Source organism: Proteiniclasticum sp. C24MP, from assembly GCF_043951855.1.
Taxonomy (GTDB): domain Bacteria; phylum Bacillota; class Clostridia; order Clostridiales; family Clostridiaceae; genus Proteiniclasticum.
Genome location: NZ_JBINJW010000004.1, coordinates 104,121 through 125,412, shown reverse-complemented (window position 1 = coordinate 125,412; position 21,292 = coordinate 104,121). Strand labels below are relative to the sequence as shown.

Annotated in this window: 17 protein-coding genes; 3 read left to right on the top strand and 14 right to left on the bottom strand. The window is 47.7% G+C overall.

The features are described from left to right. The first annotated feature begins 152 nt into the window (after window positions 1-152). From ACHAL6_RS05480 to ACHAL6_RS05470, 3 genes are all read left to right on the top strand, one after another. Window positions 153-1,193 carry an LCP family protein gene (locus ACHAL6_RS05480; protein WP_395269238.1) on the top strand — a complete coding sequence of 347 codons (1,041 nt, stop codon included), beginning with the start codon at window positions 153-155 and terminating at the stop codon, window positions 1,191-1,193. Window positions 1,194-1,404: 211 nt separating this feature from the next. Next, window positions 1,405-1,887, top strand: a complete 483-nt coding sequence (locus ACHAL6_RS05475) for an ECF transporter S component (protein ID WP_395269237.1) — start codon at window positions 1,405-1,407, stop codon at window positions 1,885-1,887. Window positions 1,888-2,065: 178 nt separating this feature from the next. Beyond that, window positions 2,066-2,743, top strand: coding sequence for a sortase (locus tag ACHAL6_RS05470; RefSeq protein WP_395269236.1), 678 nt, complete (start codon window positions 2,066-2,068; stop codon window positions 2,741-2,743). Between the two features lie 349 nt (window positions 2,744-3,092). On the opposite strand, the gene recJ is transcribed toward ACHAL6_RS05470, so the two are convergent. The 14 genes from recJ to ACHAL6_RS05400 form a co-directional block, all read right to left on the bottom strand. After that, entirely contained in the window at window positions 3,093-4,850 is a 1,758-nt protein-coding gene (gene recJ, locus ACHAL6_RS05465) for a single-stranded-DNA-specific exonuclease RecJ (protein ID WP_395269235.1), read from the bottom strand. A 217-nt stretch (window positions 4,851-5,067) separates the two neighbouring features. Continuing rightward, window positions 5,068-7,872 carry an SH3 domain-containing protein gene (locus tag ACHAL6_RS05460; RefSeq protein WP_395269234.1) on the bottom strand — a complete coding sequence of 935 codons (2,805 nt, stop codon included), beginning with the start codon at window positions 7,870-7,872 and terminating at the stop codon, window positions 5,068-5,070. A gap of 369 nt (window positions 7,873-8,241) precedes the next feature. Continuing rightward, window positions 8,242-8,823, bottom strand: a complete 582-nt coding sequence (locus ACHAL6_RS05455; protein ID WP_395269233.1) for a DJ-1 family glyoxalase III — start codon at window positions 8,821-8,823, stop codon at window positions 8,242-8,244. 146 nt (window positions 8,824-8,969) lie between these two features. Then, on the bottom strand, window positions 8,970-9,920 hold the full coding sequence (locus ACHAL6_RS05450) for a Gfo/Idh/MocA family protein (RefSeq protein WP_395269232.1): 951 nt from the start codon (window positions 9,918-9,920) through the stop codon (window positions 8,970-8,972). Window positions 9,921-10,179: 259 nt separating this feature from the next. After that, window positions 10,180-11,475: a TRAP transporter large permease gene (locus tag ACHAL6_RS05445; RefSeq protein ID WP_395269231.1), complete on the bottom strand. Its 1,296-nt coding sequence runs from the start codon at window positions 11,473-11,475 to the stop codon at window positions 10,180-10,182. Window positions 11,476-11,514: 39 nt separating this feature from the next. Next, the gene (locus ACHAL6_RS05440; RefSeq protein ID WP_395269230.1) at window positions 11,515-11,991 is read right to left on the bottom strand and encodes a TRAP transporter small permease; all 477 of its coding nucleotides are present in this window, start codon (window positions 11,989-11,991) and stop codon (window positions 11,515-11,517) included. A gap of 133 nt (window positions 11,992-12,124) precedes the next feature. Further along, a complete protein-coding gene (locus ACHAL6_RS05435; protein WP_395269229.1) occupies window positions 12,125-13,207 on the bottom strand; it encodes a TRAP transporter substrate-binding protein in 1,083 nt (360 codons plus the stop codon). A gap of 91 nt (window positions 13,208-13,298) precedes the next feature. Further along, window positions 13,299-13,595 (bottom strand): hypothetical protein, encoded by a 297-nt coding sequence (locus tag ACHAL6_RS05430; RefSeq protein WP_395269228.1) that lies wholly within the window; start codon window positions 13,593-13,595, stop codon window positions 13,299-13,301. Window positions 13,596-13,623: 28 nt separating this feature from the next. Further along, window positions 13,624-15,180, bottom strand: coding sequence for a response regulator (locus ACHAL6_RS05425; protein WP_395269227.1), 1,557 nt, complete (start codon window positions 15,178-15,180; stop codon window positions 13,624-13,626). Next, window positions 15,173-16,606 carry a sensor histidine kinase gene (locus ACHAL6_RS05420; protein WP_395269226.1) on the bottom strand — a complete coding sequence of 478 codons (1,434 nt, stop codon included), beginning with the start codon at window positions 16,604-16,606 and terminating at the stop codon, window positions 15,173-15,175. The genes ACHAL6_RS05425 and ACHAL6_RS05420 overlap by 8 nt, the downstream gene beginning before the upstream one ends. Before the next feature lie 364 nt (window positions 16,607-16,970). Then, on the bottom strand, window positions 16,971-17,522 hold the full coding sequence (locus ACHAL6_RS05415; protein ID WP_395269225.1) for a BMC domain-containing protein: 552 nt from the start codon (window positions 17,520-17,522) through the stop codon (window positions 16,971-16,973). A gap of 3 nt (window positions 17,523-17,525) precedes the next feature. Continuing rightward, window positions 17,526-18,860: a 4Fe-4S dicluster domain-containing protein gene (locus ACHAL6_RS05410; RefSeq protein ID WP_395269224.1), complete on the bottom strand. Its 1,335-nt coding sequence runs from the start codon at window positions 18,858-18,860 to the stop codon at window positions 17,526-17,528. Window positions 18,861-18,893: 33 nt separating this feature from the next. Further along, window positions 18,894-20,303, bottom strand: a complete 1,410-nt coding sequence (locus ACHAL6_RS05405) for an aldehyde dehydrogenase family protein (RefSeq protein ID WP_395269223.1) — start codon at window positions 20,301-20,303, stop codon at window positions 18,894-18,896. A 2-nt stretch (window positions 20,304-20,305) separates the two neighbouring features. Continuing rightward, window positions 20,306-21,286 carry a cob(I)yrinic acid a,c-diamide adenosyltransferase gene (locus ACHAL6_RS05400; RefSeq protein WP_395269222.1) on the bottom strand — a complete coding sequence of 327 codons (981 nt, stop codon included), beginning with the start codon at window positions 21,284-21,286 and terminating at the stop codon, window positions 20,306-20,308. Window positions 21,287-21,292 lie beyond the last annotated feature (6 nt).

Sequence of the window (21,292 nt, the reverse complement as noted above, 5' to 3'; positions counted from 1 at the left end):
TTCATGACATGTACGCTCCTTTTCTTCTTATTATTCGCTTAAGAATTCTTAATTTATCTGTTTTGTAATACATTTCCGGAAAAATACAGTATAATTGGTAAGTGAATTATAAAACAAAGAGTACATTCGTACATACCATGGAGGTATTTCAATTGAGCAGAAGAGAAAAGAATAATTATAAGAAGAAAAAGAAAGGCGCTAAAACAGGACTGCTGATCGGTCTTGTCGTTCTACTGTTTCTGGTAGGATTCGGTTATTCCTATATCAGCAATCTGTTGAATTCCACAAACCAGGAAGCCATTACAGAAGATGATGACCAGCTCGGTATCGGAGACAAGGAATTCAATTATGATGATACTGAAGAGGAAATCCCCGGAGAAGATGAAGGCGAAGAACAGGAAGGCCTTCCCTTCTATTATGAAGATGTCAAAGGCGTCACCAACATCGCTCTGTTCGGAGTGGATGCTCCAGTAGGCCAGAGAGGCCGAAGCGATTCCATCATGATTATCACAGTAGATAAAAACTCAAAGAAGATCAAGATTTCTTCCATCATGAGAGACAGTTACGTGAACATCCCGGACAGAGGAATGGACAAGGTGAATCACGCTTATGCATTCGGTGGTCCAGAACTGGCACTTCGCACACTGAACTCGAATTTCCATCTGGATATCAGAGATTATGCCACTGTGAACTTCACAACCCTACCTAAAATCATCGATATTCTGGGAGGAATCACCATTTCCGTCACCAGCGCAGAAGCCACAAAGATCAATGGAATCAGCGGTGCGGGAACCTATAACCTTACAGGTGCACAGGCACTTGATTATACAAGAATCAGGAAGATCGATTCCGACTTCGCAAGAGCTGGAAGACAGAGAACCGTCATTGAAGCCATCATCAAGAAGATGCTGAATAGTCCAGTGACATCCTATCCTGGGATCCTCGGTAAGGTGCTGCCACTGGTGACAACCAACCTGAAGTCCAATGACATTCTGAGTCTGGCAGGCAGTGTCGTGACCAACGGCATCCGAACCATCGAGCAGAACAGATTCCCGCAGGAAGAAGTCTCAGAGGGGCAGACCATAAAAGGTGTCTACTATTACGTCTTCGATAGAGAACAGACCATCCATAACATGGGTAAGTACATCTATCTGGATGAGACTGAAGATTCTTCGGAAACACCTTCAAATTAACCGTTACAAGAGCACCTGAGATTTTTTCTCAGGTGCTTTTAAATTTCCTAATATTAGCCGACATAAAATACTGATTGCATCTGTTATCTGTTCTATATGATATCACTTTGATGAATCCGTAGAATAACACTTGAATTCAGCATCAAAGAGATTATACTGGTTTTAGATAGTAGACAAATGAAATCTGTACATCAGCGAAAGGACTGCAAAGATGAATAAATATCGCAAACTCACTTACGGTGGCCTTGTCGGCGCACTGGTTTTTCTCGGTACCTATATATTATCCTTCCCCATCCCCAATGGGTATCTGAATCTGGGAGACGGGTTCATCCTGATCAGTTCAGTCATCCTTGGACCCTATGCAGCTGTGCCAGCAGCCATCGGGTCCATACTGGCAGACATTTCCGCCGGTTTCGCCATGTATGTTCCCTTCACCTTCGTGATCAAAGGACTGGTAGCCTTTGTTCCTGCAATACTACTGAAGGGAAAGAAAATCACATGGAAAACCATGATCCTGCCGTTTGCTTTAGCGGAACTGATCATGGTAGCAGGATACTTCATTGCCGACACAGTCCTCTGGGATCTGGGCGGCATTGCAGCACTTCCTTTCAACTTTCTCCAGGGACTTTTCGGACTCCTCATCGGTATCCTGGGATCCGTGGTGGTTCTGAAAAGCAGAATCAACAGGTTCTAGTATTTCATCCGTACACCGCCAAGCTCAATGATTCATTTCATTGAGCTTTTTTCCTGTCTTTTCGACTACTGGTTGCATCCTTTGCAGATGAATACCAGTCCCTTCCAGATTCCCCCGCATTGATAGAACTGCTAAATAATGCTATATTAAGTTCAAGAAACAAAGTGAGGTAGATGCTATGAAAAAGATATTCGCCATACTGCTGATCGTACTGGGCTTTGTGCTCATCCTCTCTCCGAAGGTAAAGGATGAAGTCGTGGAAAAGACCGTGAAAGATACAGTGGAGATCATAGAAACAATCACACCGGAAGAAATCAGAGTCAATGAAGAAAATGAGGAAGCCGAATTCGACTTCTCCATTGTGGAGGACATCAGTGTTACCGGAACACTCATGGAATCCGCCAAGATCAACCCCAACCTTCTGGTTGGGCAGCTGGTGATTCCCAGTGTGGATATGAACATACCTATATTCAGAGGAATCAACAATGCAAACCTTCTCGCAGGTGCCGCCACCATGAGAAGCGATCAGAAGCTGGGCATCGGAAACTATCCTCTTGCCGGTCACTACATGAAGGAGAAGAACGTTCTCTTCGGATCGCTCATGGATGTGAAGGAAGGCGCTGTCATACGCATGACGGACAAAGAGACCATCTACGAGTATGTGACCTATGAGGTGCTTCTGGTACCAGATACCGCGCTCTACATCATCGATGATGCGGAAGCCGAAAAAAGAGGAAAACCCATTGTATCCCTTATGACCTGCTACTACTCCAGCAGCACCGGACAAAGATATTTCGTCATGGGCGAACTGGTGGACTCCTACCCTTACACAAAAGAAGCGTTCCACAAGAAATAGTGAAGCTTTTATAGAACCTGAAACCTGAAGAGCCTTCAGTAAGATCTTTCTTGATCTTTCTGAAGGCTCTTATGATATGTGGATCGTTCATTCTGCTTCACACGATTCTGCGTAGCGCTTATTTTCGCAAGAAAGGAACCTGGAAAATGCTTACTTCAATCATCACGCAATAGATAGAGGTTTTTCGCATTTCTTGTTCCAGGTTCCAGTGGCATGATAGATGCACTCACCTTCCGTTATTTACGGAAAATGAAATAGTCAACATACAACTTACCACAATGATAAATGTACCATAACCGATACCACTTTACAATAAAAATTATAACCTACATCTGTGTATAATTGTGAATTAGGCAATTCTGAAATCCGTGATCTTCAGCTGAATCTTGCTCGTCCCATTATAGGTGTTGATATCAGGATAATAGAGAATATCACATTTCATGTTCTTCAGCTCCTGTGAAAGGTCTCCGGCCTCTCTGTGATGCACTTCTCTGAAGTAGTCCAGAATGTGCCTGACCCCATAGAAGTAGACCCCTTCCACATAGATTCCATCCACGTTGAACACCAGCTTCATATGATCCTTGTCCTTGCCCATGAGATACACCTGCTGAATCAGCAGATTCTTCTCCGCAAAGATGGGCTTCGGATTGGCCTTGCCGAAGGGCTCCAGTCTCTCCAGGCTTTCCACGAACTTTTCTGTGATCACAGCAGGATTGAGCCTTGCATCAATGGTCACCTTGGGAACCAGGTCTTCTTTTCGAAGATTTGCCTTATGCTTGAGATCCTCTCTGAAGGAATCCAGTTTATCCTCATCCAGGGTGAGCCCCGCTGCCATGGGATGACCGCCGAATCTTGTGAGAAAGTCCCTGGAATGGTTGAGCCCTTCGAAGATGTTGTATTCCTCGATGGATCTGGCAGAGCCTTTCAGGCCGTTCTCCGTCTTTGTAAGGACGATGGTGGGTCTGTAGTATCTTTCCTTCACGCGTCCGGCAATGATGCCTGCAAGGCTTTCATGGACATCCTGAAGCTTCACTACAATGACCTGGTCCTCTTCTCTTTTATGCGTCCTGATTTCTTCCTCAGCCAGAATCATCCCTTCATCGGTCATGGCACGCCTGGTCTGATTGAGCTCATAGAGTTCTCTGGCAAGACTTTTCGCTTTCTCTCCTTCTGCAAAGAGAAGATCCACCGTCATCCTGGCAGTGGAAAGTCTGCCCGCCGCATTGAAGCAGGGTCCCAGCACAAATCCGATGATATAGGTGCTGATGTTTCTGATGTCCACCTTACTGGCTTCCGCCAGAGCCAGCAGTCCTTCATTCTTTATGTCTTTCAGCATCTCCAGTCCATGTTTCACGATGATTCTGTTTTCCCCTGTCAGGTCCACGATATCGCCCACTGTGGCGATGGCAACAAAAGGAATATATTCCAAAAGCTCTTCCTCTGGAATACCCAGCTCATGATACAGCCTTGAAACCAGCTTGTAAGCCACTGCGGCGCCGCAGAGCATCTTATAGGGGTAAACGCACTCCTCCCTCTTAGGGTTCACCACAGCGTCCGCTGGGGGGAGAACCTCTTTGCGCTCTCCTTCTTCCAGAATATACGGCACATCATGATGGTCCGTGACAATGATCTGGAGTCCGATTTCCCTGGCATAGGCCACCGCCTCCATGGCGGAGATCCCGTTGTCGAAGGTGATGATGAGATCCACCCCATCATCTTTCGCCTGCTGCACGATCTCCTTGTTGATGCCGTAGCCGTCTTTGATTCTGTCGGGAATCTCGTAGTCCACATGGGCACCGGCCTTCCTGAGCGCCGAAAGCGCCACGAAGATGCTCATGGAGCCGTCAATGTCGAAGTCCCCCACAAGCCTGATCTGTTTCTCCTCCTCAATGGCAAAGAGCAACATCTCTATTGCCACATCCATGTCCTTGAGCAGTGCCGGATCGTGAAGCCTTTTCAGATCCGGCTCCAGATAGTCCCTGATTTCCTCAAGACTTCCCGGACACCTGTTGATGAGACATCTGCAGATCTCCTCCGGCAGCCCTATGGTGCTGCTCAGTCCCTTATAGTCGTATTTGATATTCTTGATCAGCCATTTACTTTGCATAACTTCCACTTTCTCCTGTCTTTCAGTTCTCTTTCCGTATGAGCCGCCAGTCCTTTCAGTGAAGCGTTCTTCCGTCCTCTTTCACTGGCACCTTGCTTCTGCTCTTATACTCATTATTCCGTTTCATCTCCTCATTATAACTGGAAATCTCCATTAATCCAAAAAGAAGTTCGCTGTCACTTTCGTGCGGCGAACTTCCTGAACTTTTTTATTCCTTCTATCTGAATGTAGGATAGTAGAACTTGAGATCCAGTTTCATATCCGGATTCTTTGCCATATAGGCCTCAATCTGTTCCTTGATCCTGCCTGCCTGCTTCTCTGCCCAGCCAAGGTCTGTGGCATACTCGTGATTCATGTCTTCAGGGAAGTTGAATCTCATCTTGAAGAGCGTATTCTGACTGGTTGCTCGGTTGATGTAGTTTGTGCCGATCCACTTGGCTCCGCCCATGATGGCTTCCTCCACGGAGAACCACTTCTCCTGGTAGGCTTTCTGTGCGCCCCAGAGATTGGCATTGCTGTCCCATGCACCGATACCGAAGACATTGTAGACCAGCTTGTCCTTGTCTTCTTCCGGTATGCTGTCCGGAATAATGGAGGATTCGTCTCCGAATCTGGCATAGGTTGCTGTGACCTTCTGTCCGTTGGCCAGCACCGATGTGCCATGTCCTGTCTCCAGGATGGCATGGCTTGCCAGGTAGATCGGATTGACGTTGTAGGTCTGCCCTGCCAGAAGGAACGCTTCTCCCATATCATGGAGAACGCCCTTTCCGCTGAGCATGTTATCCAGCTGCGCCGCTGTGACGCTAAGCTCCTGATCATATCTGAGATCCATGAACATGTATTTATTGGCTTCATCATAGATGAAGTTTCCAGGATCCAGATGGTACTGGATTTCATTCATGGTGGCATTGACAAATCCGTTTCGTGAAATCTTCGGCCATACGGACTTCTTCGTCTCGAGCACCGCATATTCATCTCTTGTCCTTGTCTGCTGCTCCATGATGAACCGGTCTGTCTGAGATCCTCTGAGTATATAGGTTCTGGAATAGAGTGTTCCGTCTTTTCCGGTCATTTCCACGCGTACGGAATTCATTCCTGTGGCGGATAGATCCGCTGTGCTCAGCGTAAAGGAATAATCCGCATTCCTGTATCCTGTATAGGTGAAGTAGTTTCCGGTCTGAGAGGATGCGGCTCCATAGCTTACAGCCCCCTTATCCTTTCCGTTGACATAGTATTTCACACCCGAAACACCATCCGCCTGAACGGCATAACCGCTGATGGTGACATCGGAGGAAGGCACAGCCTGTCCATCTGTGATGCCGCCTATGGTCATCACGGGTGCAGGTTTTGTCATGCTGAAGGTGGATGTGACTTTCTTCACTGAACCGTCTTTGGCAGTGGCTGTGACCACTAAGGTATGGCTGCCCACCGAAAGACTTGCCTTATCGATGGAGAACCTGAAGCCCAGCTTATCCAGCGTGTATCCATCGCTGTAGAGCGTATGGAGTTCTGGTCTGTCATATCGCTCCACCGTGATGGCTCTGCCGTCTATGGTGGCCGTAACGGAAGTTACCCCATCCATGGTGGCGGCTCTGCCCACCACATTCACATTCTCGTTGTTGTAGGTGGATTTCAGATCATCTATGAGAAGCACCGCAGGTTTCTTCTCCACCACTGGCGTTTCTTCCTTGGGCTCCTCCACTACCGGAGGTACAACACTGACCATGGTGGTCAGATACTGGCTGGAGACCCAGCCCTTCTTTCCATTGTAGGTCACATTGGACCAGCCGCTTACTGTGGAATAGATGGAAACCTCTCCCCCCTTTGGAATGGTGAGGATGATAGCGTTACTGGTTCCTGCTCCTGTTCTCATGTTGAGATTCACCGTGGTTTTGCTGGTACCGATGATACCTGGTGTCTCCGGTGTCGGAGTCGGAGTAGGAGTAGGAGTTGGAGTGGGTGCTGGCGCCGGTACTGGAACCACTGCGGTCAGATACTGACTGGAGACCCAGCCTTTCTTTCCATTATAGGTCACATTGGACCAGCCATTTGACGTGGAATGCACCGTAACGGTGCCTCCTTTAGGTATGGTGAGAATAATTGCGTTTCCTGTTCCCGCCCCTGTTCTCATGTTGAGATTCACCGTGGTCTTGCTGGTACCCAGATCGCCAGGGGTCTCCGGCGACGGTGTTGGTGTTGGAGTCGGAGTCGGTGTCGGCACTGGAACCACCGTGGTCAGATACTGGCTGGAAACCCAGCCCTTCTTTCCATTGTAGGTCACATTGGACCAGCCGCTCACTGTGGAGTGCACCGTAACGGCTGCACCTTTGGGAATGGTGAGAATAATCGCATTTCCTGTACCAGCACCTGTTCTCATGTTGAGATTCACCGTGGTCTTGCTGGTGCCTGTTGTACTTGGCGCCGTAGGTGCTTCAGGCGCCGGTGCCGGCGTCGTCACCGTGGTGATTCCGGTCAGGTACTGGCTGGCGACCCAGCCTTTCTTTCCGCCATAGGTCACATTGGACCAGCCGTTGGAAGAAGAATGGATGGTGACGCTTCCTCCTTTTGGAATGGTTAATAGGATTCCGTAGCCTGTTCCGGCTCCCGTTCTCATATTCAGGTTCACTGTAGTCTTTCCCGTCTTCACTGTCTCCTCAGTATCTGCAGGAGGCTGCATGATTGTGGTTCCACCTGCAGCCTGGAAGGACACATAAGCCGGATTGGCTGAAATATACAGGCCATTGTCCAGCCGATACATTTCACTGTCGGAAACATTCAGCTTCTGAAGGACATTGAATTTTGTCCCCTGATTATATATTCTGGTTCTGGCATCCCAGTCCGCACTGGAATAAGTCCAGATGGAGGAGACCTTCACCATCGCAACGCCCTGGGTTTCATTTATCACTGTAGCCGCATAAACAGTCACGGGTTCTCTGTAATTCACTGCCACCACTGAAGTCATACCAACCGTGAGTGCCACCGTCGTCTTCAATATGATATTTCTTGTATTCTTACTCAGCATATCTCTTTTCCTCCTGATTGATGAATCATTCGCATACGCTTCCATGTCATTATAACAACGCTAAACAGAAGTATTCCTTTGCAAGGATTATCCATACATTAGAGATAGTTATCTATCATAAATTATAGCACTACTGGAGAATTTGTGAATCGATTTCATTGTATGCATAATTATTTATTGAAAAATTCACAATTTCACCACGAAAACCATGCTTCAAATACTGTTCTGAGGGGATGACACAGCGCTGTGGCAGAGCTGAAAATCACCATAAGAAAAAGAATGCCTGAATCATCATTTCTTCAGGCATTCTTTCATGCACGATTCTATACCATTTAATGATCGGTCATTGCGCGAAGCGCTTCACACTTTCTATTCGTTCACATGTTCAAAGAGGAAGTTGTACTGCATATCTTCACGAAGCTGATCCGATTCTTCCTTGAGACCTAAGGTTTCAAGAATACTGAAGCCCATTTCCATGGACGTTCCGGCGCCTCTTGACGTCAGGATGTTTTCTGAAGAGACGAATACCTTATCCAGGTAGGACTTCGGTGAGATTTTGTCTCTGAAGGTCGGTGCGGAAGTCGCATCATGTTCCTTGAGAATGCCAGCCTCATTCAGCACCCAGGGTGCTGCGCAGATGGCTCCGATGTAGGTTCCGTCTTCATCATACTTCTTAAGCAGTGCTATGACGTTCTCATTTTCAGCCAGGTTGTTCACACCTGGAACGCCACCTGGAAGATAGATCAGGTCATACTCGTCATTGTAGATATCGATGAAATCCAGTCTTACGTCGCTTTTTATGGTGATGTTATGCGAACCTGTGACATATTCCTTCTCCGTGGTACTGCAGATCTGCACATTCACCTTCGCTCTTCTGAGAATATCAATGACGGATACCGCTTCAATCTCCTCAAAACCAGGTGCAAGTAGTACCATTACTCTTTTACTCATTTCTTTCAAAACCTCCTGTGTAATACCCTTCTCCAGGTTTTTATTTAGCTATTCGCTATAGATTAGCTACATTATACCATGATTGGGTAAAATACATAGAAAATATAGAGTCAAATCGTAACATAGCCGCCAATTTTCTGTTAATTTTATAATACCTGGAAGATATAATCCAGAATCCTTGCATTCAGAATGCTCTCTTCCTGTGTCAGCATGGGTGCTCTGTTTTCCAGTATGGCAGAGGAGAAGTCTTCAAACTCCAGTGTATATCTGTGGCATGCCGGTACATGGATTTCCTCTTTCCCTTCACTGGTGTGAAGGGTCAGGGTGCCTTCATTATCCAGAAAACTGTCCGGAATCTCCAGTCTTCCTTCCGTACCTAGGATCTCGCTGTGGTTCTTTCCGAAGGCATTGAACCCCGCATGAAGGGATGCTGTTTTACCATCCTTATACTCTAGCAGTGCCGAAATCTGGACATCCACCTGATCCTGGATCTTCGCCGCTGCAGAGATCTTCACCGGCTCCTCCTGCATGATCATGGTGGCGAAATTCACCGGATAGCAGCCCACATCATAGAGTGCCCCTCCGCCCAGTTCCGGTTTCATCTTGATGGTTCCTTCCCTGTTCAGGAAGAAACGGAAGGTGGAATCCACATGACGGATTTCTCCAAGAAGGCCGCTGTTAAGGACTTCCTGGACCTTCCTGGTTCTTTCCGTATATCGGTACATGAAGGCTTCCATGAGAAGCACCTTGTGCTTCCTTGATGCCTCCACCATTTCTCTCACTTCCTCTTCGTTTAAGGCCAGAGGCTTTTCACACAGTACATGTTTTCCCGCCTCCATGGCTTTTATGGCCCACTCCTTATGCAGTGCATTGGGAAACGGTACATAGATGGCATCCACCTTCTCATCTCTTAGAAGCTCTTCATAGCTTAGGTAGAGCTTCTCCGGATGAAAGAGTTCCTTCGCCTCCGTGAGCTTCTCCTCGTTTCTTGAAGCCACGGCATAAAGGCTGGCAGACTCTGCTTCCAGTATGGCCGGAATTCCCTCGTTCTTTGCAATCCTTGCAAACCCCAGTACGCCCCAGTTGATTTTTCTCATTAAGTTTTCCTCCTGAATTCTATCCTTCTTATTTTGTCTTTATTGCACCTTGTCGTTTCTTATGTGTTTTTCTATCATCCATTATACAGCAATTGTGATTGCTCCTGCTGAAAAAGAGGCTTCTTACAAATAAGAAACCTCTTTTTCAATCTTATGGCCTGCATTCTTCAAGCTGATGGTTTGTGCACGCACTTTCCAGACATCTGAACTTTACAGGCCTAAAACATTGCATCTCGCATCCGTTTTAGGTCATGCTTCCTCAGTTCATCAGAAGGTTCGGAAGCGTCATGACCACACTTGGGAAATAGGTGATGACCATAAGCGTAGCCACCATGACGATGTACATGGGAATCATGCTCTTGGCCAGGGTTTCGATCTTCAGACCCGATATGGCTGAGCCGATGAAGAGGGTATTGCCCACCGGAGGCGTCAGTACACCGATTCCCAGGTTCAGTACCATCATGGCACCATAATGCACCGGATCCATGCCCACCTGCATGGCGATGGGAAGAAGAATCGGAGTCGTGATGGTGATGATGGCAGCCATGTCCATGAACATACCGAACACGAAAAGAATGGCGTTGATGATGAGCAGCACCAGAATCTTGTTTGTCGTCAGAGTCAGGATTCCTCCTGCAACCATTTCCGGCACCTTCAGGAAAGCCAGAAGCCATCCGAAGGCTGCTGATGTTCCGATGATGATCATGACCATGGAAATGGTTCGTAAGGAGGATCCCAGGATATCCCAGAATCTGCTCAGCGGAATTTCCTTATAGATGAAGAAGGTCACAATGAACGCCCATACAACGGAAAGTCCAGCCGCTTCCGTGGCTGTGAAGAATCCGCCGATGACACCCACAACAACGATCAGCACAGTGATGAGGCCGAAGATGGAATCCTTCAGCGCCACCAGCACATTCTTGAAGTTGAAGGGATCGCCCTTGGGATAGTTCTTCTTCTTGGACATATAGAGACTGTAGATCAGAAGAAATATTCCAAGAAGAAGCCCAGGCACAAGACCAGCAAGGAACAGTGCTCCTACGGATACAGACCCTGCCACCATGGCGTAGATGACCATGTTGTGGCTGGGTGGAATCAGCATGCCCTGCACGGAACTGGCACAGGTGATGCCTGTGGAGAACTCGTTGTCGTACCCTTGCTTGTTCATCATAGGAATCAGGATGGGTCCAAGAGATGCAGTATCTGCAGCAGAGGATCCGGAGATACCGCCGAAGAACATGGAAGCCACGATGTTCACCACCGCAAGACCCCCACGCATCCAGCCCACCATGGCGTTGGCCAGATTCACGAGACGGTTGGCGATGCCTCCCTGACTCATGAGCTCACCGGAGATGATGAAGAACGGTACTGCCATAAGAGAGAATGCGTTGATTCCTCTTACGGTATTCTGCGCGACCATTTCCACGGGCATCTTGAGATACATGACTGTGACCACAGAGGCGATTCCCAGTGAATAGGCAATGGGGAAACGCAGCGCAATGAAAAGTATGAAACTACCGATCAGGATGATGGTAGCAATGGTTAAATTCGGCATGAATGATTTCCTCCTTAATAATTTTCTCAGCTGCCGTTTTTACAGCTTATAGTCTTTTCCCTTCAGGAGAAGATAGATCTTCTCGGAAAGAATCACCAGCATGGCCACCGCCATGACAGGCATTGCGCCGTAGAGCCAGCTGGACTTGATCTTAAGGGCAGGCATCATGTTAAGCCCTGTAAGTTCCACAAGCTTGATTCCGTAGATGACCATGATCACCGCATAGAATCCGAGGAACAGATAGGACAGAAGATCAAGGGCTTTGATCGCCTTGTCCGGCAGATAACGGTCCAGTGCCGTCACGGCAATATGACCGTCATTCTTAAGAAGTACTGTGGCGCCTAAAAGAGATGCCCAAACCATTGAAAACAAGGTCAGTTCCTCTCCCCAGACCGGTGTTCTTCCAAACACCTGCCTTCCGATCACGACGATGGTTACAGAAATGATTTGGACGATTAAAAGAATCTTGCAGAGACTTTCAATATAATGAAAGGTACGGTCGATAATCTTCTTCATTTAATTCATTCTCCCTTCTAAGCTTTATAGAAGTCCGAGTGTCATCGGGTAGGATGTCATCGGACTTCTAAATGTTTCATTCTATTTCATTACATACCATGATGGGGACAAAATATGTATCGTTATGGATTTATTACTTTACAGCCTTCACTGCTTCGATGAGTTCCAGGAAGTTCGCTCCGTGAGTCTCGTATACGGAATCCATGGCAGCAGACCATTTTTCAGGATCTTCCAGTGTTGTGATTTCAACGCCTGCAGCTTCCAGATCTTCATAAGCCTTCTGGTCAGCAGCTTCGATGGCATCCTTGTTGTAGGCTTCTGTAAGCTTTCCAGCTTCAGTGATGGCCTTCTGATGCTCTGGGCTCAGTCTGTTCCATGTGATTTCACTGGCAAGTACTACAGATGGTGCATAGGTGTGTCCATCCAGCACATAGTAAGGTGCAACTTCATAGAACTTATTGGAGTAGTAACTTGCTGGTGGGTTCTCTGCGCCATCTACAACTCCTGTCTGAAGAGATGTGTAAAGCTCAGCATAGTCGATAGGTGTTGGGTTTGCGCCCAGTGCGGAGATGGTATCCAGCATCAGTGCGGAGTTCTGAACTCTGATCTTCAGGTTCTTCAGGTCATCGATCTTTGTTACAGGTGCTTCTGTGGTGAAGAAGTTTCTTGCCCCTTCATCCATATAGAAAAGCCCCTTCATTCTTGAACCGGTTGCCTGAATGTTGTCCAGAATGCTCTGTCCAAGATCGCCGCTTGCTACAGCCCAGAAATGTTCTCTGTCTCTGAAGATGTAAGGTAGTGCTAAAGCCGTCACTTCCATGCTTCCGAAATCTGTAAGAGATGCGGAGTTTCCTCTGTAAAGGTCCACAGCTCCCATCTGAAGCGCCTGATACACTTCATTGTCGTCTCCCAGCTGACCGGAAGGATAGATTTCAATCCTCACTTCACCATTGGTGAGTTCAGCCACTTTTTCTGCGAAGAATTCAGCTGAATCAAGCAGCACGTGTCCGTTTGGATTTACGTCACCATATCGTAAAACCACTTCTGCTTCCCCGGCAGGTTCTTCTGTTTCTTCTTCCTCTTCTCCTTCTGCTGGTGTTTCAGCTGGCGTCTCAGCAGGTGTTTCTGCTGGTGTTTCTGATCCTGCGCATCCTGCAAGGATACCTAAAGCCAGAACGGAACTAAGGGCTAATGCCATAATTTTTCTTCTTTTCATTTTTTTCCTCCCGAATTTTCGTTTTTATAACGATTACTGTCCTTATTATAGGGTGCAGGTTCCAGTAAAAGAATGGAATATACTATCAATACTAGTAAAAATTAGTCATGAAATCTTCTTCTCTGTCATAAAACAGGCAAAGTCCTGACAGTTTTTTCAGTTTCGAGGCTGAGGTAATCTCATCCTCTCCACCTCTCCATCTGTTATGGAGCATTGAAGGATTGATCTCTTCCCTATCCTTCCTGAGTACTTGAGCTGTCTCCTTCTTCTTCATGGAGAATACTTTTATCTCCAGCTGAAAAAGAAAAAGACAAGGAAGCTTATCAAAACAGTCTCCTTGTCTTTTCAGTATTTCCGATTTTCTCATCGCATGGTTTTTCTCATTCACGCCAGTTTTCCTGTGCCGCTGAAATGGACTAGACATCTCCAGTGATGGTCATAGTCACATACTCCTTGGGCGAGAGCCCCGTCTGCTTCTTGAAGCACTTGCTGAAATAGTTGGGATCTCCGATGCCTACTTCATAGGCGATCTCGCTGATGGGCAGGTTCTCTTCTCTCATAAGTCTTTTGGCTTCCTCGATCCTCACTTCCATGAGATAGCTGTTGAAGGAATTCCCCTCCACCTGCTTGAAGCACTTGGAAAGATGACCATAGCTTATGCCCACGGCTTCCGCCACGTCGGACAGCGTGAGCTTTTCTCTGAAGTGCCCATGGATATAGCTTTTGGCATCCTTCACCAGCGTGACGTTGTTGTAGACGGAAAGGCCGCCTAAGGTATCGATGAGTTCCGTCATGAGAGCTTTCACCTCTTCTGTCTTCTCCTGGAGATTTCCATCTTGAATCTCTTTCTTCTCCAGAAAAGCCAGAAACTTCTCTCTTCCTTCCTCTTCCCTGCCCAGCACATCATAGACGCTTCTGATGAGGCCATAGGAAAGGTAGAGGAGTCTTCTTTCCCTGTAGACTTCCGGTCTTCTGGAAAGAACTTCCTCCAGAAGAAAATCAAGACCTTCCAGCGCATCTTCTTCACTCTTGTTGAGCACATGAAGCTTGATGCTGCTCTCGGAGTTTGTCAGAGCCAGGTCGTATTTCCTGTTCTCTTCATAGGAAGTCTTCACCGTGGACGTACCAAACTCCGTGATGAAGGAAACCGCATCATTATAGGCACGGGTCAGGTCTCCCAGCTCCTCATGGAAACCGGAAACACCCACATAGACTTCTTCCCCGAATCCGTCCTTGAAGAATTTCCTGGTTCTTCTGATGCTATTTTCCAGTTCATTGAAGTCCAGGGTCTTTTCCCCGAAGAGAAAAAGCACCTTCTCCTTTCCTTCCAGATCCGCCAGGATCGTGAGATTCTTCTTCTGGAAGAAACCTCTCACCACATCCATGGTCTCCACTTCCTCTGTGGTGAGGTTCTCCTCATAGAGCACCACGCATTTATAGCGCAGCTCGTGGGAGAAAAGACCCATGAGATGCTTCTCGAAGAATCTGGAATCCACGTTCTTCAGAAGGATCTTGCTGATGATGGACTTTTCCTGGAAATCACCCACATTATAGTTTCTCCGTCCTCTACCCTCTTTCAGGACTTCCTTTCTTCCCGTATCAAGAGACAGCATCACCTGATTAAGAACCTCCTTCAGCTCATGGTCCGTATAGGGCTTCAGGAGATAATCCGATACACCAAGCTTGATGGCCTCCTTCGCATAGGAGAACTCCGCAAAGGCTGTGATCAGCACCACCTTCACATGGGGATGGGTACGGCTCACCTGAGCCGCCACTTCCAGCCCGTCGATTTTAGGCATCTGGATATCCAGAAGCAGAAGATCCGGCTCTTCTTCCTTCATGAGGGAAAGCACTTCTTCGCCATCATGAGCAACCTTCATGATCGTAAGATCCCATTTGTAGTTTTCTTCTATAAAGGTTCTTAAATACTCTCTTTCCTGCATTTTGTCATCTGCAATGATGATCTTATACATCCTTTTGCCTCCTCTTGTAGAGATAGAGCTTCACATGGGTTCCCTTTCCTTCTTCGCTTCTCAGTTCAAAGACGTCTTCTCTCTCATAAAGAAGCTGCAGTCTTCTGATGACGTTGAGAAGACCGATATGCCCCTCGTAGGTTCCGCTCTTCACCTTCTCAATGATCTCCTGCGGAATGCCTTTTCCGTTGTCTTCCACTTCCACCTCAACCCGGTCCGCTCTCTCCATGATCCGGATGTCGATGCTTCCACCGGACGTCACGGCGCTCATGCCGTGCATCACCGCATTCTCTACCAGAGGCTGGATCACAAGGGGCGGCACTTCCAGAACCTCATTGCCATAAGCCTTGCGCACATCCAGACTGATTTCCACCCGGTCTTTCAGGTGCAGCTGCTGGATAAAGATATAGGAATTCAGAAGATCGATCTCATCATCCAGGGGAATCATCCCCTTCTTCTTGCCAAGGCTGCTTCTCAGAATCTTCGAAGTCTCCTTGATGAGCTGAATGGACGTGTCATATTCCTTGAACTGGATGTGCCGGATGACGATACTTAAGGTGTTGAAGAGAAAATGAGGATTGATCTGAAGCTGCAGCTCCTTCATTCTGCTCTCTGCAAGCATTCTCTTCTGCTGTTCATACTGGATCTGGCTTCTGGCATAAGCTTCGGTCTGAGCGATGAGCGCCAGAATCTCCTCCTTCATATCATTCATGGTATCGATGTAGACATTGACATCCTTATAGTGCGTCCGTTCCAGGTTCTTCACCTGAAAGTTTCTGTTTCCGATTTCGGAAACCACCTGTGCCGCTTCCAGAAGCTTCTTCTTCATGGCTCTTCCAATGAATAGCGTCAGAACGATGAGCGAAAGAAGGATGAGAAAGGTTAAGGCGTTGGACAGGTTCTGCCTGTTCTGGTACCAGATGAGATTCTTCTCGTTCATGTCGTTCATCTGATTCAGGTAAGACGATGCGAGGCTGTTCAGCTGCGTGGAGACACGCTCACTCAGAATAATGATGTACTCCAGATCTTTAGATAGCGTCCTGTCCTGAATCTCCAGATTCTCGTAGGCCCGGATCATCTCACTGCGATGCTCCAGCATCTGAGAGACGATCCGATAGTTCATACTGGACCTTTCATCCTCTCTGAATACGGAAGAAAGCTCCTCCAGAGATGCGGTGACCTTATCCGTCGCCCTCTGATATTCCGCGAAGTCATTGGCATTTCTGTCCCTGTTATAGAGACGGAAATAAAGCCTGGACTGGTCATAGTCCATGACGGTTTCATTGATTTCTTCATAATCCTCAAGCATCTTCCGGTTCCGGTCGAAAATCTCCATATCGAGCCTGATGTCCACGATGGCGGAAAACAGAAAAACCAGTATGACGGCCACGATGATGGCGATGATGTCCTTCTTGAAATATCTCATTCACTTCTCCTATATATGCAAGCATGTTCTTCTTCAGAACAGTGTTTGCTCTTTCTTCTCTTTCACTACCTTTCATTTTACCATAGTTCCAATGCCTGTCGAATTCATAATCTTATCTGCAGACTCCGCCACTACTAGTAGCGTCCTCTCATGAACCTTGAAATATCTTTTCTCCTTCATTTCCGTCATGATTCTCTCTCTTCTTTCATCACAGCAAAGAGAAGGATGTGTTTTCTGTTCGAATACTGGATATGACTTTTTATCACGATAAAAGGAAAAGCACTCCGGGAGGCGAACGCCTCTTGAAGTGCTTTTAAGAAGAAATAAGAATGTATCAGGAATGACTTGTTCCATCATGGATCTGTTAGGTGAATAGCTTACGGACCAGTTCCTTGTTGCAGTTGGAAATGGCAGTAGAGCACAGCACATCTCCCATGGGCACAAATTTCTCATGAACGGCTGAAATGGCTCTTTTCACCGCTGTGATCTCCCCTGTGAAAATGGTGAACCCTTTCCCACCGAGGCCTCTTGCGATTCTCACTTCAATAAGGCGTACATTGGCTGCCTTCCTTGCGATATCCGCTGTTATGATGGAGTTTAAGGCCGACATGGTCTCAATGACACCGACGCTTGTGATGCCCTCGATTTCCGCCGTTCCCGATAGGGCAGGAAGAATCTCAGGATGGACATTGGCGATCATTTCCGCCTCGATCTTGAAGATGCCACCCAGGGTCTTACCGAGCTCTATGGCATTTTTCACCTGAGCCAGTTCTCCTGTGATGATGGTGACATATTTCCCCGGACAGATGGCATTGGACATGACAAGCTCAACATTGAAGGACTTCATGACTTCATCTGTGACCTCGATTCCTTTGGCGATGCTCTTAAATTCTAAAAGTCCGATTGAATTCTTCATGGTCTAGCTCTCCTCCTTCTTGCTTGTGATGACGATTCTGTTTCCGTTTATTCTGACCACTCCGTCCATGGTGGCATGCATGTTCACCGCCATGGTGTTTCCATCCTGACCGTAGATGAGGTCTCCTTTCCGGACATAGTCACCATCAGAAACTACAGCTTTTGCCGGCGCTCCGATGTTCTGTCTGCAGAGAATACTGACCTCCTCCGGTCTGTAGTCCACATCTATATAAGGCGATTCCACATCGTATTTATAGAGGTCCAGCCGATACACCAGTTTCTTCACCGGAAAGCCTCTTACATCCAGATACGGATTCGCTGTCAGATCGGTTCTGTGATTGGAGTTTCCTATGCCTTTCTCCTTCAGCTTCTGCTTCAGCCAGATGTTCACTTTCCAGGGCTGAAGATTCATGATGCAGGCCGATTCGCAGAGTCCGCATTCACAGCAGAGATAGGCTTCATCCAGTGTGGCACTGGAATCCCCCATGGAACCGTAGCTTGCCATCCTCATGATCTTGCTGGGATGCAGCTTATGTCCCAGAAGATATCTGGGGCATACATCTGTACAGAGATCACAGTGGCAGCATGCGGTCTTGGTTTCCTTCAGCTCCGTTGTGATATCCTTTTCCTTGCTTGTTATGAGTCCATGGTCCTTGGGCAGTACGATATATCCCTTGGAGGTCTTCTTCACCGGCGTATCTATGCTGTTTAGAATCTTTCCCATCATAGGCCCTCCATCGATGACCTTGAACTCCTTAAGGTCTGTTCCTCCGGCAAGGTCTATGGCTTCACGGACACTGATGCCCAGAGGCACTTTCACCGTCATGGGACGCCTCACTTCTCCGGTGATGGTCATATACTTCTCCGTGAGCGGAATGCCGTGGACCGCATTGTAGATATTGAGAAGCGTTTCCACATTGACCACCACACATCCCACATTCAGCGGAATGCCACCTTCAGGAACGATTCTTCCAGTGACATCATGAACGATGTAATGCTCGTCTCCCGCAGGATAGATGTTCTTCAGAAGGTGGATTCTGAGATTGTCATATTTTCCTGTCTTTTCACGCAGCCTCTTTATGGCTTCCTTATACTTTTCCTTCAGTGCCAGGACTCCTTCTCTGGCACCCACCTCTTTCACCGTGAGGGAAAGCGCTTCCAGGATCTTATCCGTCTCTTCTGCGAGGAGAATCTGATCCACTCTCAGAAGAGGCTCACATTCCGCTCCATTGACCAGAACATATTCCGCTTTGGCATTGAGCTTCACATGGGTGGGGAATCCGGCGCCCCCGGCACCGACGATTCCCGCTTCCTCAATCTGTTTCAGAAATTCACTCAAAATGTTCCACCTCCATACACAATTTTCTCTCCATTATCTGATGGTAAATCCGCCGATGAGCGCACATCTTCTCTTTCTTGTGAAAGTGGAAGCGGATGTGAGTCCCTCTCCTGTTGGTCCTGCGATGGTGAAGGTGGTATAGCCTTCTCCACCTACGCCGATACCTGCATAGGAAGGACCGTTCTTCACGAAGATGGTGGTCTGAATGCGATGCCCCATTTCCGTCAGCACATCAATGTCCTTGCTGTGGCAGATGGCAGTATGTCTGAAACCATGCTCCACCTTCACCGCCAGCTCGATGCCTTCTTTCACATCCTTCACCCGCACCATGGGAAGTACAGGCATCATGAGTTCTTCTATGACGAAAGGATGATCCTTTTCCACTTCCATGATGATGAGCTTAATATGATCTTCCGCATCAATGCCGATGGCCTTCAGAATTTCTCGGGCGTCTTTTCCGATGAACTTCTTGTTGGGCTTCCATTTTTCAGGAACCAGAAGCGCAACCAGCTTGTCGATGGTTTCGCGGTCCTTGATTTCGTAGGCGCCATGACTCTTCATGTTGAACACCAGATAATCAAATACGCTGTCCACCACAATGGCTTCCTTCTCCGCAATGCAAGGAAGATTGTTGTCAAAGCTCGCTCCATCCACGATATCCTTGGCCGCTTTCTCGATGTTGGCTGTGGCATCCACCAGCACCGGAGGATTCCCTGCTCCTGCACCGATGGCCTTCTTGCCGGAAGACAGCACCGCTTTCACAAGGGCTGGTCCTCCTGTGGCACAGAGAAGATTGATCTTCTTGTGCTTCATGACCACTTCGGATTTGGCAAGACTCGGATTGTCCACGGTGACCACAAGATTCTTGGGCCCCTTAGCCATGCTGATGGCTTCATTGATGAGCTCCACGCATCGATTGGTGGCCTTGTAGGCACCAGGATGGGGAGAAAACACTACGGAATTACCCGCTGCCACCATGCCTATGGTGTTGCAGATGACGGTCTCCGTGGGATTGGTCGATGGCGTGATGGCCCCGATGACCCCGAAAGGGGACAGTTCCAGAAGCGTCAGTCCGTCATCACCTGTAAATACGCCCGCCCGAAGATCTTCCGTGGAAGGGGTCTTCTCGATGGCCAGTGTGTTCTTTATAATCTTGTCCTTCACATTGCCCATACCCGTTTCCTGCACCACCATCTCGGAAAGTTCCCGAACATACTTCAGAAGATGGGTCTTGATGGAATCCGTGATCCTCTTCCTGTCGGAAAGAGTCATTTCAAAAAGCTCTTTCTGTGCCAGATAAGCTTTTTCGATGGCCTCCTCCGGATCCTCATAGATGCCCTTGCTCTTTGATTCCAGCTGCTCTTCATTGGATGAAGAAGCGGCGAGTGGTTTCAGTTTTTCCATGACTTCCAGTACAATTTGATCGATATTTAAGTTTTCCATGCTCATGCTTCACCTCTATCTTCTAATACTTCGATGCCGGCAAGGCATACTGCCTTGTCTTCCTCTATGCTTCCGCCGCTTATGCCCAGGCCTCCGACGATCTGACCGTCTATGACTATAGGAATGCCTCCAGGGAAGGTCACCACCTGCCCTCTGTTGGAGATTTCAATGCCATAGAGATCCTTCCCCGGTCCGCTGAGCTTTCCAAGCTCCTCTGTGGCCGTATGGAAAAACGCGGCTGTATAAGCTTTGTTCCTGGAAAGATCTATGCTGCCTTTCAGGGCTCCATCCATGCGCATCATGGACTTCAGGTTGCCGCCGTCATCCACAATGCTGACCACCATGGGCTTGCCGATTTCATAGGCTTTTGTGATGCAGGCTTTCATGATGGCATGGGCTACCTGTTCTGTGAGCTTTCCTTCCTTCAGCATTTCCCCGGCATTATAGTTCACTTTCCTTTCCTCTCCCAGCACTTCATCCTCATACCTGCCCATGGCATAAAGCGTATCGCTCAATCTGTTGATGTATCTCAGGATATCTTCACTGACTTCTTCCTCTTCCAGAAGAGAGATGATTTCCCTTTCCGCAAATCTCACCTGCGTTCTTGCTACATGAAGAAAGGCTCCTCCTTTTGTCTTTCCTGGAATCACGAAGTAGTTTTTGTCATTGAGGGATTTTGTGATCTCATCGATGACCTTTTCCAGAAATTCGATATCTTTCTTTCCAACTCTTATTTTCAGTTTTTCGATGCCTTTCTGATCGGATGCCAGTTCGCCTCCCACCACAAAAAGCTTATCCTGTACTACGCGCAGTACATCCATGAGGGATTTTTCCCTCATGAAATTCACCGCAGCGCCTATGGCTGCGTTGGACTGGTCCACTGCACCATAGGCATGGACTCTCCTGGAGGACTTCTTGATCCTGGAACCTCCATAAAGTCCAGTTTCACCCTTGTCTCCGGTTTTCGTATAAATTTTGCTCATAATGTG

Excerpts from the sequence above, each read along its gene's own strand:
- ACHAL6_RS05475 (WP_395269237.1), top strand. The coding sequence starts at position 1,405 with ATGAATAAATATCGCAAACTCACTTACGGTGGCCTTGTCGGCGCACTG.
- ACHAL6_RS05470 (WP_395269236.1), top strand. The coding sequence starts at position 2,066 with ATGAAAAAGATATTCGCCATACTGCTGATCGTACTGGGCTTTGTGCTC.
- recJ (WP_395269235.1), bottom strand. The coding sequence starts at position 4,850 with ATGCAAAGTAAATGGCTGATCAAGAATATCAAATACGACTATAAGGGA.
- ACHAL6_RS05460 (WP_395269234.1), bottom strand. The coding sequence starts at position 7,872 with ATGCTGAGTAAGAATACAAGAAATATCATATTGAAGACGACGGTGGCA.
- ACHAL6_RS05455 (WP_395269233.1), bottom strand. The coding sequence starts at position 8,823 with ATGAGTAAAAGAGTAATGGTACTACTTGCACCTGGTTTTGAGGAGATT.
- ACHAL6_RS05450 (WP_395269232.1), bottom strand. The coding sequence starts at position 9,920 with ATGAGAAAAATCAACTGGGGCGTACTGGGGTTTGCAAGGATTGCAAAG.
- ACHAL6_RS05445 (WP_395269231.1), bottom strand. The coding sequence starts at position 11,475 with ATGCCGAATTTAACCATTGCTACCATCATCCTGATCGGTAGTTTCATA.
- ACHAL6_RS05440 (WP_395269230.1), bottom strand. The coding sequence starts at position 11,991 with ATGAAGAAGATTATCGACCGTACCTTTCATTATATTGAAAGTCTCTGC.
- ACHAL6_RS05435 (WP_395269229.1), bottom strand. The coding sequence starts at position 13,207 with ATGAAAAGAAGAAAAATTATGGCATTAGCCCTTAGTTCCGTTCTGGCT.
- ACHAL6_RS05425 (WP_395269227.1), bottom strand. The coding sequence starts at position 15,180 with ATGTATAAGATCATCATTGCAGATGACAAAATGCAGGAAAGAGAGTAT.
- ACHAL6_RS05420 (WP_395269226.1), bottom strand. The coding sequence starts at position 16,606 with ATGAGATATTTCAAGAAGGACATCATCGCCATCATCGTGGCCGTCATA.
- ACHAL6_RS05415 (WP_395269225.1), bottom strand. The coding sequence starts at position 17,522 with ATGAAGAATTCAATCGGACTTTTAGAATTTAAGAGCATCGCCAAAGGA.
- ACHAL6_RS05405 (WP_395269223.1), bottom strand. The coding sequence starts at position 20,303 with ATGGAAAACTTAAATATCGATCAAATTGTACTGGAAGTCATGGAAAAA.
- ACHAL6_RS05400 (WP_395269222.1), bottom strand. The coding sequence starts at position 21,286 with ATGAGCAAAATTTATACGAAAACCGGAGACAAGGGTGAAACTGGACTT.